This is a genomic window from Streptomyces sp. LS-MS-L19, from assembly GCF_058382285.1.
The window spans coordinates 1,808,206-1,821,487 of the sequence record NZ_JBYCLL010000001.1; the positions used below are offsets into that span (position 1 = coordinate 1,808,206).

Annotated in this window: 15 protein-coding genes; 3 read left to right on the forward strand and 12 right to left on the reverse strand. The window is 69.9% G+C overall.

Annotation, left to right across the window (positions count from 1 at the left end; genetic code table 11):
* Window positions 1-88: 88 nt before the first annotated feature.
* The 6 genes from cbiE to AC2XR2_RS07920 form a co-directional block, all read right to left on the reverse strand.
* Window positions 89-1,300, reverse strand: a complete 1,212-nt coding sequence (cbiE, locus tag AC2XR2_RS07895; RefSeq protein ID WP_330268132.1) for a precorrin-6y C5,15-methyltransferase (decarboxylating) subunit CbiE — start codon at window positions 1,298-1,300, stop codon at window positions 89-91.
* An 83-nt stretch (window positions 1,301-1,383) separates the two neighbouring features.
* A complete protein-coding gene (locus AC2XR2_RS07900; protein WP_330268131.1) occupies window positions 1,384-2,022 on the reverse strand; it encodes a GNAT family N-acetyltransferase in 639 nt (212 codons plus the stop codon).
* 172 nt (window positions 2,023-2,194) lie between these two features.
* Entirely contained in the window at window positions 2,195-3,025 is an 831-nt protein-coding gene (locus tag AC2XR2_RS07905; protein WP_449350941.1) for a MetQ/NlpA family ABC transporter substrate-binding protein, read from the reverse strand.
* Window positions 3,026-3,091: 66 nt separating this feature from the next.
* Entirely contained in the window at window positions 3,092-3,817 is a 726-nt protein-coding gene (locus AC2XR2_RS07910) for a methionine ABC transporter permease (protein ID WP_381306593.1), read from the reverse strand.
* The gene (locus AC2XR2_RS07915; RefSeq protein WP_491514650.1) at window positions 3,814-4,845 is read right to left on the reverse strand and encodes a methionine ABC transporter ATP-binding protein; all 1,032 of its coding nucleotides are present in this window, start codon (window positions 4,843-4,845) and stop codon (window positions 3,814-3,816) included. The genes AC2XR2_RS07910 and AC2XR2_RS07915 overlap by 4 nt, the downstream gene beginning before the upstream one ends.
* A 290-nt stretch (window positions 4,846-5,135) precedes the next feature.
* Window positions 5,136-5,786, reverse strand: coding sequence for an HAD family hydrolase (locus AC2XR2_RS07920; RefSeq protein ID WP_491514651.1), 651 nt, complete (start codon window positions 5,784-5,786; stop codon window positions 5,136-5,138).
* A gap of 69 nt (window positions 5,787-5,855) precedes the next feature.
* On the opposite strand from AC2XR2_RS07920, the gene AC2XR2_RS07925 reads away from it, so the two are divergent.
* Both AC2XR2_RS07925 and AC2XR2_RS07930 read left to right on the forward strand, forming a co-directional pair.
* On the forward strand, window positions 5,856-6,215 hold the full coding sequence (locus AC2XR2_RS07925) for a hypothetical protein (RefSeq protein WP_383541144.1): 360 nt from the start codon (window positions 5,856-5,858) through the stop codon (window positions 6,213-6,215).
* On the forward strand, window positions 6,196-6,624 hold the full coding sequence (locus tag AC2XR2_RS07930) for a hypothetical protein (protein ID WP_491514652.1): 429 nt from the start codon (window positions 6,196-6,198) through the stop codon (window positions 6,622-6,624). The genes AC2XR2_RS07925 and AC2XR2_RS07930 overlap by 20 nt, the downstream gene beginning before the upstream one ends.
* Before the next feature lie 70 nt (window positions 6,625-6,694).
* On the opposite strand, the gene AC2XR2_RS07935 is transcribed toward AC2XR2_RS07930, so the two are convergent.
* The 3 genes from AC2XR2_RS07935 to AC2XR2_RS07945 form a co-directional block, all read right to left on the reverse strand.
* On the reverse strand, window positions 6,695-7,192 hold the full coding sequence (locus AC2XR2_RS07935) for a GNAT family N-acetyltransferase (protein WP_491514653.1): 498 nt from the start codon (window positions 7,190-7,192) through the stop codon (window positions 6,695-6,697).
* Between the two features lie 45 nt (window positions 7,193-7,237).
* Window positions 7,238-7,744, reverse strand: a complete 507-nt coding sequence (locus tag AC2XR2_RS07940; protein ID WP_330268124.1) for a sigma-70 family RNA polymerase sigma factor — start codon at window positions 7,742-7,744, stop codon at window positions 7,238-7,240.
* 76 nt (window positions 7,745-7,820) lie between these two features.
* A complete protein-coding gene (locus tag AC2XR2_RS07945) occupies window positions 7,821-8,993 on the reverse strand; it encodes a glycerophosphodiester phosphodiesterase (protein ID WP_491514654.1) in 1,173 nt (390 codons plus the stop codon).
* A gap of 371 nt (window positions 8,994-9,364) precedes the next feature.
* On the opposite strand from AC2XR2_RS07945, the gene AC2XR2_RS07950 reads away from it, so the two are divergent.
* A complete protein-coding gene (locus AC2XR2_RS07950; RefSeq protein WP_123759578.1) occupies window positions 9,365-10,036 on the forward strand; it encodes a lysophospholipid acyltransferase family protein in 672 nt (223 codons plus the stop codon).
* Between the two features lie 53 nt (window positions 10,037-10,089).
* Here AC2XR2_RS07950 and AC2XR2_RS07955 read toward each other — a convergent pair whose 3' ends face one another.
* The 3 genes from AC2XR2_RS07955 to AC2XR2_RS07965 form a co-directional block, all read right to left on the reverse strand.
* Complete coding sequence (locus AC2XR2_RS07955; RefSeq protein ID WP_491514655.1) at window positions 10,090-11,613, reverse strand: MFS transporter; 1,524 nt, start codon at window positions 11,611-11,613, stop codon at window positions 10,090-10,092.
* A complete protein-coding gene (locus AC2XR2_RS07960) occupies window positions 11,610-12,158 on the reverse strand; it encodes a TetR/AcrR family transcriptional regulator (RefSeq protein WP_381306574.1) in 549 nt (182 codons plus the stop codon). The genes AC2XR2_RS07955 and AC2XR2_RS07960 overlap by 4 nt, the downstream gene beginning before the upstream one ends.
* Window positions 12,159-12,241: 83 nt before the next feature.
* Window positions 12,242-13,213, reverse strand: coding sequence for an aldo/keto reductase (locus AC2XR2_RS07965; RefSeq protein ID WP_491514656.1), 972 nt, complete (start codon window positions 13,211-13,213; stop codon window positions 12,242-12,244).
* Between the last annotated feature and the right edge of the window lie 69 nt (window positions 13,214-13,282).

Sequence of the window (13,282 nt, forward strand, 5' to 3'; positions counted from 1 at the left end):
CGAATGCCGGTCCACCGGGTGCGGTACAACGGTCGGCCAGCCTACCGCGCGCAGTACGACAACAGGATCACGGGGACGGCGAACCGGGTCAGACCGTACGGTCCGGAAGAACCCCGCTGAGCAGGAACGCGACGCTCCGTTCCGTCTCCGTCCAGGCCCTGGTGTCGAGTTCGACGGACTGGAGGAGGGCGCACTCGACGCGGTAGCCGTGTTCGGTGAGGTCCCGGCCGACGAGTTCGGCCTCGTCGCGGGTGGCCGCGTGGGCGACGATGCGCTGCGGGCGGCGGTCGGCGACCGCGGAGACCACGGCCACTCCCCCGCCGCCGACGCGGACGACGTCCGGTTCGGGGAGGTTCTCCAGGACGTGCGGGGCGGTGCCGGGGACGATCTGCACCTGGAGTCCGAAGGCTCGGGCGTTGGCCTCGGTGCGCTCGCAGGCCCTCAGGTCGCGGTCGACGGCGATGACGGCGGCCCCGGCCCGGGCGGCCTCGGTGGCGAAGGCGCCGCTGCCGCAGCCGATGTCCCACACCAGGTCGCCGACGCGCGGCCCGAGCCGGGCGAGTTGGGCCGCGCGGAGCGGCTCCAGTTCGCCTTCGCCCATGAGGCCGCCGTAGGACTCGGCGGGCAGCGTCCAGCCGCGCGGTGCGGCGGCCGGGTCGCGGCCGGCGATCCATCCGCCGCTCTCCGTCGTGGCCGCGGTGCCGCCGATGACGATGACGAGGTTGGGGTCGCGCCAGGTGTGGTCGGCCGCCTTGTCGGAGGTGACGACGGTGACCTGTTCACGGTCGGTGCCGAGTTCCTCGCAGATGACGAAGGTGCGGTGGACGCCCTCCATCAGCAGGCCGAGTTCGGCGGGGCCGGCGCCGGGTGAGGTGAGGACGGCGACCTTGGTGTGGGCTCGGCACACGTTCACGGCGCGTCGCAGGGTGCGCCGGTGTGCGACGACCACTTGGGCGTCGTCCCAGGGCATTCCGGCGCGGGCGAAGGCGGCGGCGACCGAGGAGACGCCGGGGACGACCTCGACCTCCAGGCCGAACTCGGGTGCGCGCAGGGTCCGTACGACGCCGAAGAACCCGGGGTCGCCGTCGGCGAGCACGACCGCGGTGCCGCGGTGGCCGGTGATGCGGCGGGCGGCGAGGGCGACGCTGCCGAGGCGGATGCGTTCGGCGGTGGGCGGCACCTCGGGAAGTGCCAGATGGTGGGCGGCGCCCGCCACGAGGGTGGCGGCGCCGAGGGCGGAGCGTGCCGCGGCGGTCAGCGGCGAGCCGTCCCAGCCGATCACCGTGACCCGGTCGGCCATCGTGTCTCAGTCTCCAGGAGTGTGCGCAGGTGGTCGTCGGGAGGGTACCCGGTCGGACGGGGAAGCGTTTTCGCCGAAGTCGGTCAGTTCCAGTCCGAGTAGGGCGTGAAGCCGTCCGCGTCGGCCATCTGCTCGCCCGCGCCGTCGAGGTCCTCGGGCAGCAGGCTCCACACGATGAAGTCGGTGCGGACGTCGCTCCAGGTGCCGTCCTCGGCGCGGACGTGCGCTATGCAGGCGTTGCGCAGGACACCCTCGCTGATACAGCCGATCTTCTGGGCGACCTGCTGGGAAGCGGTGTTGTCGGCCGCGGTGCGCAGCTCGATCCGCTCGAACTTCTGGTCGGTGAACAGCCACTGGGCGGTGGCGAGCGCGGCCTCGGAGGCATAGCCCTCGCCGCGGGCCCAGGGGGCGACGATGTACGACAGCTCGGTGGAGCGGATGTGCCAGTCGGTCCTGGCGAGCTGGACGATCCCGACCAGGCGCTGGGTGAGGAACTCGGTGACGGCCAGGTCGAGTCCGCGGCCGGCCTCCCGCTCGCCCGGCGCGTACCGGGTGATCCAGCCACGCGCCTGGTCCTCGGTGTAGGGCTGGGGGACGTCGGTCCACGCCCCGACCTGCTCGTCGTTCATCATCTCGGCCAGGGCGGGCACGTCGTCCTCGTCGAGGGGGCGCAGCACCAACCGCTCCGTGCTGATGGAGATGTTGGGGAAGGTGCCAGTCATGCGCCACTCCGTAACCGTGGGAAAACCTCAGAGCCTGCTGAACTGCCCAGCATGCAGCATGAAAGCACCGAACCGCATCACGGGGCCCACACATGGTGAGCATGTGGACCCCGTGCGTGGCGATACGTCGTATACGCGCCGGTAGCTCTACGGCGATCAGGCGCTACGGCGATCAGAAGGACGCGATGACGGATCCGGCGTACTTGTCCTGGATGAACTTCTTGACCTCGGCGGAGGTGAGCAGCTTGGCGAGCTTCTTCACGCGCGGGTCGTCCTCGTTGCCTTCCTTCACCGCGAGGAAGTTGCCGTAGGGGTTGTTGTCGGCGGACTCCAGGACGAGGGCGTCCTTGGCGGGCTTGAGGTCGGCCTCGATGGCGTAGTTGCCGTTGACGACCGCCGCGTCGACGTCGTCGAGGGAGCGCGGGGTCTGGGCCGCCTCCAGCTCCTTGAACTTGAGGTTCTTCGGGTTCTTGGTGATGTCCGAGGGGGTCGCCTCGTTGCCCACGCCGTCCTTGAGGGTGATCAGGCCGTTCGCGGCGAGCAGCTTGAGGGCACGCGCCTCGTTCACGCTGTCGTTCGGGACGGCGACCGTCGCACCGCTCTTGAGGGCGTCGGCGCTCTTGACCTTGTGGGAGTAGAGGCCGAGCGGCTCCAGGTGGACCGTGACGACGGGCGCGATGTGGGTGCCGCGCTTCTTGTTGAAGTCGTCGAGGTACGGCTGGTTCTGGAAGTAGTTGGCGTCGACCGAGCCGTCCTCGGTGGCCGTGTTGGGGGTCACGTAGTCGGTGAACTCCTTGACCTCCAGGTCGAGGCCCGCCTTCTTCGCCAGGTTCTCCTTGACGTAGTTGAGGATCTCGGCGTGCGGGGTCGGGCTCGCGGCGACCACCAGGGGTCCGCTGGTGTCCGAGGCGGAGCCCGAGTCGGACGAACCGCAGGCGCTGAGCCCGAGGCCGAGGGCTCCGGCGGCGAGGACGGCGGTGGTGAGCTTTACGGTGTTACGCACGAAAAGTGCCTTTCCTTTTGGGTGCAGCGATCCCGTGATGGGGTGCACGGGAAGAACAGGGGTGGCTCAGACGGTCTTCGTGTCCGCCGTGGCGGCCTTCAGCAGCCGCAGCTTCGGCGCCGGGCCGGAGCGGCCGCCGCGGCCGTACAGCGAGCGGGCCGCGTAGTCGCCGGCGAACTGGATGAGGGAGATGACGACGGCGAGGATCGCGACGGTGATCCACATGAGCTGGGTCTCGAAGCGCTGGTAGCCGTAGCGGATGGCGATGTCGCCGAGGCCGCCGGCGCCGACCGTGCCGGCCATCGCGGAGTAGCCGATCAACGCGACGATCGTGGTCGTGGTGCTGGCGATCAGCGAGGGCAGCGCCTCCGGGACGAGGACCTTGCGGACGATGGTCCAGGTGTTGCCGCCCATCGACTGCACGGCCTCCACGAGCCCGCCGTCCACTTCGCGGACAGCCGTCTCGACGAGGCGCGCGAAGAACGGGATGGCGCCGATGGCGAGCGGCACGATGGCGGCCTCGCGGCCGATGGTCGTGCCGGTGATCGAGCGGGTGAAGCCCATCAACGCGACCATCAGGATGATGAACGGCATCGAGCGGGCCACGTTCACGACCTGCCCGATGACCTTGTTGGCGACGACGTTCTGGAGGAGTCCGCCCCGGTCGGTGAGGACGAGGAGGACACCGAGCGGAAGCCCGCCCACGACGGCGATGACCGTGGACCAGCCGACCATGTAGAGGGTGTCCCAACACGCCTGCTCCAGCAGGGGCTGCATCTCGGACCAGGTCACTTGGCACCTTCCTTCACCAGCTGCGGCTCACCGACGACGTCGATCTGGAGGCCCTGCTCGCGCAGGAAGCCGACCGGTACGACGTTGTCCTCGTAGCGGCCGGGCAGTTCGATGCGCATCCGGCCGACCTGGAGGCCGCCGACGGTGTCGATGGCCGCGCCGAGGATCGAGATGTCGATGTTGTAGGTGCGGGACAGCTGGGAGATGACGGGCTGGGTGGCCGCCTCGCCCTGGAAGGTGACGTCGAGGACGGTCCGGTCCTCGCCGGTGGCCTCGCCGCCCACGGGGAAGAGCGCGGAGGCGAGTTCGGAGCCGGGGGTGGCGAGCAGCTCGCTCACCGTCCCCGACTCGACGATCCGCCCGTGCTCCATCAGGGCGGCCGAGTCGCAGATCGACTTCACGACGTCCATCTCGTGAGTGATGAGCAGCACGGTGAGCCCGAGCTGCCGGTTCAGGTCGCGCAGCAGCTGGAGGATCGAGCGGGTGGTCTCCGGGTCGAGGGCGCTGGTCGCCTCGTCGGACAGCAGGACCTTGGGGTCGCCGGCCAGGGCGCGGGCGATGCCGACGCGCTGCTTCTGGCCGCCGGAGAGCTGGGCCGGGTAGGCGCCCGCCTTGTCGGCGAGTCCGACGAGGTCCAGCAGTTCGAGCGCCTTGCGCGAACGCTCCTTGCCGGACGTGCCGAGGATCTCGAGCGGCAGCTCGACGTTGTCCTGGACGGTCCGGGTGGACAGCAGGTTGAAGTGCTGGAAGACCATGCCGATACGGCTGCGCGCCTGCCGCAGTTCCCTGCCCGCGCGCGGTCCGCGGCCGGCGAGGGCGGTGAGGTCCTGTCCGTCGACGGTCACGGTGCCGGCGGTGGGGCGCTCCAGCAGGTTGACGCAGCGGATGAGCGAGGACTTGCCGGCGCCGGACTGGCCGATGACGCCGTACACCTCGCCTTCGCGGACATGGAGGTCGACGCCGTCCAGGGCGGTGACCTCACGGCCGCGCGAGCGGTAGACCTTCGTGAGGCCTGATGTCGTGATCACTGGGGTTTCCATCACTGTCGAGTAGCGCAGGGCGTGGGTGTGCCCTGGTACGGGAGGGAAGTCGTGCGCAGGCACAGGGGTCACGTACGGGATGTCACGGCGTACGGACGTGCTGGGGGGTGCCGGGGCCTTCTAACAGGCGCACATTCGACACATACAACGAGCACCGGGCGTCATGGTCGCCTCGGTCGCAAAGGTGCGGCAGCTCGTCGTGGTCATGCAATCAGTAAAGCAGAAGTACGGTCATGACAAAGGGCCGCTGTCCGCATTCTGGACAGCGGCGGACGGTGTCAGTTCCGACCGGTGATCTCCACTCCCTCCCGCGTGACCAGTGCCGACAGCGCCGACAGGTCATGGACCACGAGATCGGCGTCCAGCTCGTAGGACGCGTGGGTTGTGGTCAACGCCACGGTGGTCATCCCGGCGGCACGGCCGGCGCGCAGGCCGGCGGGGGCGTCCTCGAAGACGACACAGCGGGCCGGGTCCACGCCGAGTTCCTTGGCGGCGAGCAGGTAGGGCTCGGGGTCGGGCTTGCCGCGGGTGACGTCGTCGGCCGCGATCATCGTCTTGGGGAGGATGCCGACGGCTTCGAGCCGGGCCTCGGCGAGCCGGCGGGTGGCGGAGGTGACGACGGCCCAGCGGTGCGCGGGCAGGGAGTCGAGGAGGTCCCTGGTCCCGGGGAGCAGATGGACTCCGCCGTTGGGCACGTCCTCCACCTCCAGCTGCTCGATCCGGGCGAGGGCGGCCGGCACCACGTCGGCGGGCAGCAGCTCGGCGGCTATCTCGACGGCCGGGCGGCCGTGCAGTTCGACCTGGGCGAAAGCCTCCGGGGTGATGCCGAACTCCTCGGCCCAGCGGGTCCAGCAGCGGTGGACGGATTCCAGGGAGGAGACGAGCGTTCCGTCGTTGTCGAACAGGAGGGCTTCGGCGTGGATCTTCATGGCCTCGACCCTACGGTGCCGGGCGGGGGCGGCCGCATCAGGCCTTTTGGGCCGTAATAGGCTCGCCGCATGTTTGATGCCCTGACGCTGGTGACCGGCGTCGCCGCGCTGCTGCTGGCCGCCTGGTGCGGTTGGGCCGCGTACCGAGATCAGCCGACCAAGGACTGGCACTTCATCGGGATGGCCGTGGTGTCGGTGCTGGCGCTGGTCCAGCTGGTGATCGGGATCGTGCAGCTGGCGCGGGGCGAGAAGCCGGAGCAGGGCACGACGATCTTCGTCGCGTATCTGCTGGGGGCGTTCGCGTGTGTGCCGGCGGCGGGGTTCATGTCGCTGGCGGAGCGGACGCGGTGGGGGTCGGTGACGGTTGCCGCCGGCGGGGTGGTGCTGGCCGTTCTGGAGGTGCGGCTCTATGACATCTGGGGAGGCTGAGGTGAGTCGGCGACGGCTGACCAGTGGGCCGGGGACGCTGCTGGTCTGGTTGTACGGCGTGATGGTCGTGGGAGCCGTGTCGAGGTCGGCGTACCAGATCTCCACCGAGTTCGACCGGGCGCCGCTGGCCTATTCGCTGTCCGCGGTGGCGGGTGTGGTGTACGGATTCATCACGTACACGCTGGTGCGGGGTGGAGAGACGGCTCGCAGGGTGGCGTTGGCGTGCTGTGTCGCCGAACTCGTGGGTGTGCTGATCGTGGGTACATGGACGTTGATCGAGCCGTCCGCGTTCCCCGATGCGACCGTCTGGTCGGACTTCGGAATGGGGTACCTGTTCATCCCCGTGCTGTTGCCGCTCTCCGCCATTTACTGGTTGCGGAAGGGTGCGCCCACCGGGGATGCCGCCTGAGGTGTGTCGGGCGGCATCCGGCCGCGTGTGGCTGGTCGCGCAGTTCCCCGCGCCCCTTAAAGACAAAGACTCATGCCGTAGCCGCGTATGCGCCCGCCGGCTTCTCCAGGACGATCATCGGGACTCCGTCCGCGCCCTCCGACGTGCCCACCGTCTGGTAGCCGACCTTGCGGTAGAGGCGGAGGTTGCCCTCGCTGCGGTGGCCCGTGTGGAGGCGGAAGCTGGTGGCGCCCCGCTCCTCCGACAGGGCCGCCTCCGCCGCCCGGAGGAGCCTCGCGCCGATGCCGTGGCCCTGGAGGCGGGGGTGGACGCAGAGCTTGCCGATGGCGGCCGAGCCGTCCTCGGTGACCCGGCCGCGGACCGAGCCGACCACTTCATCGCCCAGGCGGGCCACGAAGACGCAGTCCGAGACCACCTCCGCGCGGACCGAGTCCAGGGTCTGGACGAGCGGATCGATGCGGTAGTTGCCGTACAGCGCCGCCTCACTCTGGAAGCACAGGTACTGCAGCCTGAAGATCTGCTCCGCGTCCTGCTCGGCCGCCGCAGAGATGGTCACGCTCATGCCCATGTGCGCACGCCTCCCGCTCACCTGATCGCCTGTTGTCCCCCACTCCTATCCCCGCCCCCGGCGCGTCGCAACCTCCGGTGTGAGCAATCTGCGAAGACATCCCAGACATCTGGAACGTTCCGGACCGAGACTGCCCTGTGAGATACCCAACTCCCCCGCGATCTCCCGGTACGTGAGGTCCTTCGGGGAGAGGAGGGCGGCCAGGAGAGAGGGGCAGCGGCCGGGCAGCCGGCGGACCGCGTCGTGGACGGCCCTGCGGCGGGCGGCGGCGAGGGTGAGCTGCTCGGGGGTGGGGGCGTCGTCGGCCACGGGCTCGGTGTCGTAGGGCCGTTCGAGGCGGGTCGTACGACGGCTGCGGCGGGACTCGGAGCGGACGGCCCGGCGGAGCCAGCCGGGCGGGTCGTGGGGCGGGCCCTGGGTCTCCAGGTGCTCCAGGAGGCGGACCCAGACCGCCTGCTCCAGGTCGCCCGGTTCCGTACCGGTGGCATGTGCCTCCGCGGACGCCTCGGCGGTGAGCAGCGGGCGCAGGGTGGTGACCAAGTGGTGCGTCATATGCGGTACGACACGGCCGCCCGGGCCGTGGGTTGCCCGGGCGGCCGTAAGTCACCCCCATCGGGGGGCCGGTGGCTCAGCCGTTGACGAAGTCCTGGCGGGCGAGGACGCCGGTGTCGGCGTTGTCGGTGAAGACGCCGTCGATGCCGGTGGCGAAGTACCGCTTGAAGGCGCCGAAGGCGTCTCCGTAGGCGTCCGCGTCGGTGCCCTTGCGGTACTCGGCCGGCAGGAAGGGGTTCTCGTTGCGCATGGTGTAGGGGTGCAGGATCAGCCCGACCTTGTGGGCGTCGGCGACCAGGGTGGTCTCCTTGTCGAGGCTGCCGTCCGCCTTCTTCGTGATGACGAGGTCCAGGGTCGGGCCGATGCCCTGGGCGTAGCCGGCGATCTCCCTGAGGCCCTTGGGGGTGATCAGGTCGGCCACCGTGCGCGGGTCGCCGCTCTCGACGAAGTCCCAGGGGCGGGTGGTCGCCGCGGAGAGCAGCACGACCAGCGGGTTGTCGACGAGCTTGTTGAGGCGCTGGATGCTGGTGGGCTCGAAGGACTGGAGGATGACCGGGGAGTTGCGCCGGTCCTTGCCGTGCTTGTGCAGGAGCTTGGCGACCCGCTCCTCCAGGCCGAGGCCCAGCTTGCGGAAGTAGGTGGGGTGCTTGGTCTCGGGGTAGATCCAGACCTGCTTGCCGCGCTTGCGGGTCTGCTCGTCCTGCCACTTCAGGACTTCCTCGAAGGTGGGGATCTCCCAGCGGCCGTTGTAGAGGGTGTTGTGCGGGCGGTTGGCCGGGATGCGCTCGATGGCGCGGAGCGTCTTGAGCTCGGCGAGCGTGAAGTCCTCGGTGAACCAGCCGGTGGTGGAGACGCCGTCGAGGAGCTTGGTCCTCTTGCGGTCGGCGAACTCCTTGTGGTCGGCGACGTCGGTCGTGCCGCCGATCTCCGGTTCGTGGCGGCAGACCAGGTGGCCGTCCTTGGTGGGGACGAGGTCGCCGGCCTCGACGATGTCGGCGCCCAGGTCGAGGGCGAGCTGGTAGGAGCCGAAGGTGTGCTCGGGACGGTAACCGCTGGCACCCCGGTGGCCGATGACCGTCGGCACCGGCAGGCTCTTCAACCCACCGCCCTTGCCGTGCCCGGCGGATCCCGCGGTCGCCGCTCTCGCCGTACCCGAGAGACCCAGGACCGCTCCCCCGGCGCCGAGCATCGCGGCTCCGAGAAGCGCCCGTCGTCCGGTGCCGTCCGTGTGCTCGTCCTGCGATCCCATGTGGACCCCTCCTGCCGTCGCCTCTTCGCTGCGGGCCGATCGTAGGTGCGTGTCCATGACGGACGGGAGACCTGTGGCGGAACACGCGGGTGACGTGGGATGTCGCATGGGAACAGATGTCTGATGACTCGTCGGCTTCACCGTGGGGAGCGGGGGTACGCGTCCGTCGGGGCGACCTCCGTCACATCGTTCCGTCCGGGTTTCCGGGAGGCAACGGGACCTCGCCGCAGGTAAACGAGCGTCAACAACGCGTAAGACCTCGGTGAACCCGGGGTGCTCGATGTGCACGATCCCCCGAGCCGCGAGTAATGTCCTCACCTGCACAGACTCATACAGTTTCCCTGGCCGTTCTCTTGACACCGGAGGGCCCGTTGTCCCGCTTCGTGCTCATCAAGGCAGTGCTCGGACCGATCATGCGCCTGATGTTCCGCCCACAGGTGGAGGGCGCGGAGCACATTCCGGGTGACGGCCCGGTCATCCTCGCCGGCAACCACCTCACCTTCATCGACTCGATGATCCTTCCGCTGGTCTGCGACCGGCAGGTGTTCTTCATCGGCAAGGACGAGTACGTCACCGGCAAGTCCCTCAAGGGCCGGCTCATGGCCTGGTTCTTCACCGGCGTCGGCATGATCCCCGTGGACCGCGACGGTGGTCGCGGCGGGGTCGCCGCGCTGATGACCGGGCGGCGCGTCCTGGAGGAGGGGAAGGTCTTCGGGATCTACCCCGAGGGGACGCGGTCGCCCGACGGGCGGCTGTACCGGGGCCGTACCGGGATCGCCCGGCTGACCCTGATGACGGGCGCGCCCGTCGTGCCCTTCGCGATGATCGGCACGGACAAGTTGCAGCCGGGGGGTGCGGGGATGCCGCGGCCCGGGCGGGTGACCGTGCGGTTCGGTGAGGCGATGGAGTTCTCCCGGTACGACGGCATGGACCGGGACCGGTATGTGCTGCGGGCTGTGACGGACTCGGTGATGACCGAGGTCATGCGGTTGTCGGGGCAGGAGTACGTGGACATGTATGCGACCAAGGCGAAGGCTGCGTAGGTCGTTTTTCGGGTGCGGGTGCGTGGGGGCTTGTCGCGCAGTTCCCCGCGCCCCTAAAAGCCCTTGTCCAGCCGTTGGTTCCTCAGCATGAACCAGGCTGCCGCAGCCGTCGCGAGCAGGACCACTGCTCCGGCCCCCGCTGCGATGGCCAAGCCGTCGACGAAAGCTTCTCGGGCCGCTGTCAGCATGCCCTGCGCCTGCCGGGTGGGCATGCCGGCTGCCGCTTCAACCGCGCCGCCCAAGGACTCGTGCGCTCCCGTCGGAGTACCGGTCGGAGCGGCGAACCCCCGGTAGACACCCGTGACGATGGACCCGAGCACGGCGATACCAAGGGCTGCGCCAAGTTCGTACGCCGTTTCCGATACGGCGGACGCGGCGCCCGCCTGTTCCTTCGGGACGCTCGACAGGATGACGTCGGACGTCACCGTGAACGAGAAGCCCGCGCCGACGCCTACCACCAGCAGGGCCGCGCCCAGTACCGGGTAGCCCGTGGACTGGTCGAGCAGGGTCAGGGAGGCCAGGGCCAGGCCGATGGCGGCCAGACCGCCGGAGACGACCGCGCGGACCGAGTAGCGGCGGGCCACTGTACCCGCGACCAACCCCGCCGCCACCGCCCCCACCGCCGCCGGGAGTTCGGCCAGGCCCGCCTCCAACGGGGGCCTGTCCTGGACCAGTTGCAGGTACTGGGAGAGGAAGAAGACCAGGCCGGAGAGGCCGAGGATGGTCAGCAGGTCGGCCAGGACGGCGCCACTGAAGCCGCGGTTGCGGAAGAGGCGCATGTCGAGGAGAGGGGTCGGGAGGGTCAACTGGCGGCGCACGAAGGCGTAGAGGGCCGCCGCGCCCAGGAGGCCCGCGGCGAGCGGCTCCCAGGTGACGCCGTGCGACGCGGCCTCCTTGACCGCGTAGACCACGGCGATCATGCCGACCAGGGACAGGGCGACGCTGGTCATGTCCCAGGGGCCCGGGTTCGGGTTGCGGGACTCCGGGAGCAGCTTGATGCCGACGAGGACCAGGACCGCCATCACCGGCAGGTTGATCAGGAAGACCGAGCCCCACCAGAAGTGTTCGAGGAGGAAGCCTCCGACGATGGGACCGACGGCCGTACCGGCGGAGGCGGTCGCGCCCCAGATGCCGACGGCGAGGCTGCGTTCGCGCGGGTCGGGGAAGATGTTGCGGATCAGAGCCAGGGTGGCGGGCATCAGGGTCGCGCCGGCGACGCCGAGCAGGGCCCGGGCCAGGATCATCAGCTCCGGTGTCGTCGCGTAGGCGTTGAGGACCGATATCGCGCCGAACGCGGTCGCGCCGAGCAGCAGGATCCGCTTGCGCCCGATGCGGTCGCCGAGGCTGCCCATCGACACCAGAAGGCCGGCGATGACGAAGGAGTAGACGTCACCGATCCACAGGAGCTGCGTGCCGGTCGGCTCGAGGTCCTCGCTGATGTAGGGGGTCGCGAGACCGAGGACGGTCGCGTCGACGGCCACCAGCAGCACGGCGAGCACCAGGACGGACAGCGCGAGCCAACGGCCCGGCCGCTTCACCGCCTCGGTCGTGGTCGCCGGCCGCAGGGTGCTGGTCATGATTCCTCTCTCCGTAGTGCGCCACCGAGCAACAGCTCGGTGATCATGTGGGTGAAGTCCTTGGGGGCGACCCGGCCCGCCTGAGTGGCCCAGGCGCACGAGGCGACCAGGCCGTACAGCGCCTCGGTGAGCCAGGCCGGGGTGAGGTCGATGCGGAACTCGCCGTTTCCCTGTCCGCGCGCGAACAGAGTGGCGATCCGTTGGTCCAGTCGGGACCAGGGGTCGCTGCCGCCGTCCTCCCAGAGTTCGTTCTCTCCGTAGAGGAAGGCCAGGAGTCCGGCGACCGGCTCGATCTCCCGTACGAGCCTGCGTACGGCGTCGCTCGCGGACCCCTCGTCGAGACGGGCCGCGTCGAGGGCCGCCTCGCACTCGGCGATGCCGTGCTCCTCCAGTGCCCGGACCAGTGCGTCCCGTCCGGAGAAGTGGCGGTGCAGCGTGGCCCGGCTGATCCCGGCGGCCTTGGCGACCTCGTCCATGGTCGCGGTGGATTTGCGGGTCAGCAGGGCCGCGGCGCTGCGCAGCACGTGGTCACGATCGACAGCCATGAGACAACAGTACCTCGTGTGAGACATTCTTGTCTCACGCGAGGTACGGGAGTCTCACCTACGGCTGTCGGTCGGGGCCTTTCTCAGTGCCAGGGCAGCTGCCCGCGCCGCTGCCAGTAGGCCTGCGGCTCCTCCACCAGTTCCCCGAGGCGGGCCAGCTGCTCGTCGTCCAGGTCGACCACGGCGGCATGGAGGTTGGAGGCGAGCTGGCTGGTCGTGGCGGCTCCGGACAGGACCACTCCGGCCCAGGGCTGCCTGAGGACCAGGGCCAGAGCCACCGCGTCGCAACCGAGAGACGTCTCCTCGGCTACGGCCTTCAGGGCGTCCGGGGCGTGCGGTGCGGCGAGCCTGCCGTTGGCCATGCCCTCCTTGACGATCACCGTGAGGCCGGCGTCATGGGCCTCGGCGAGGGCGGGGGCCGCCGAGGTCTCCAGGGCGTTGTACGTCGACTGGACCGTACGGAAGAGGGGGGCGCCGTCGACCGTCACGTCCAGTGCGGCGCGGATGGCGTCGGCCTGGGCGGGGCCGCTGGTCGAGAAGCCGATGGTGGTGCCCTGGGCCGCCGCTTCCGCGAGCCTCGCGTGGAGTTCCTTGTCGGTGAGGGCGGGGCTGTCCGGGGTCACCGAGTGGATCTGGTAGAGGTCGAGGCGGTCGCCCAGGAGTTCCGCGGTCTCGGCGCGCTGGCGGTCGTACGTCTGGACGCTGTGGTCCTTGACCTCGTGCTTCTCGGCGGTCGTGGTCCAGTCGGCCGTGTAGGTGTAGCCCCACTTGCTGCCGATGACCACGTCGGTTCGGCCGGGGTCGTTCTTGAGCCAGGCTGCGAGGAACTCCTCCGAGCGGCCGTAGGAGCGGGCCACGTCGAAGTAGCGGACGCCCTGGGCGTAGGCGGCGTCGAGGAGTTCGTGGGTGCGGGCTCGTAGCGTCTCGACGCTCCGGTTCTCTCCCAGGTCTTCGTCTCGGCCGAGGTTGATGTAGCCGGGGCGACCTACTGCGGCGAGGCCGAGGCCGATGTGGGCGGTGGGGGTGGTGGCTGTGGCGAGGCGGGCGAAGGGCATGCCCTCAACGTAGCGCGGGATGCCCTTCGCCTCAGGGGGTGGTTTGTGCGGTGTTTTGGCGGGTGCGGC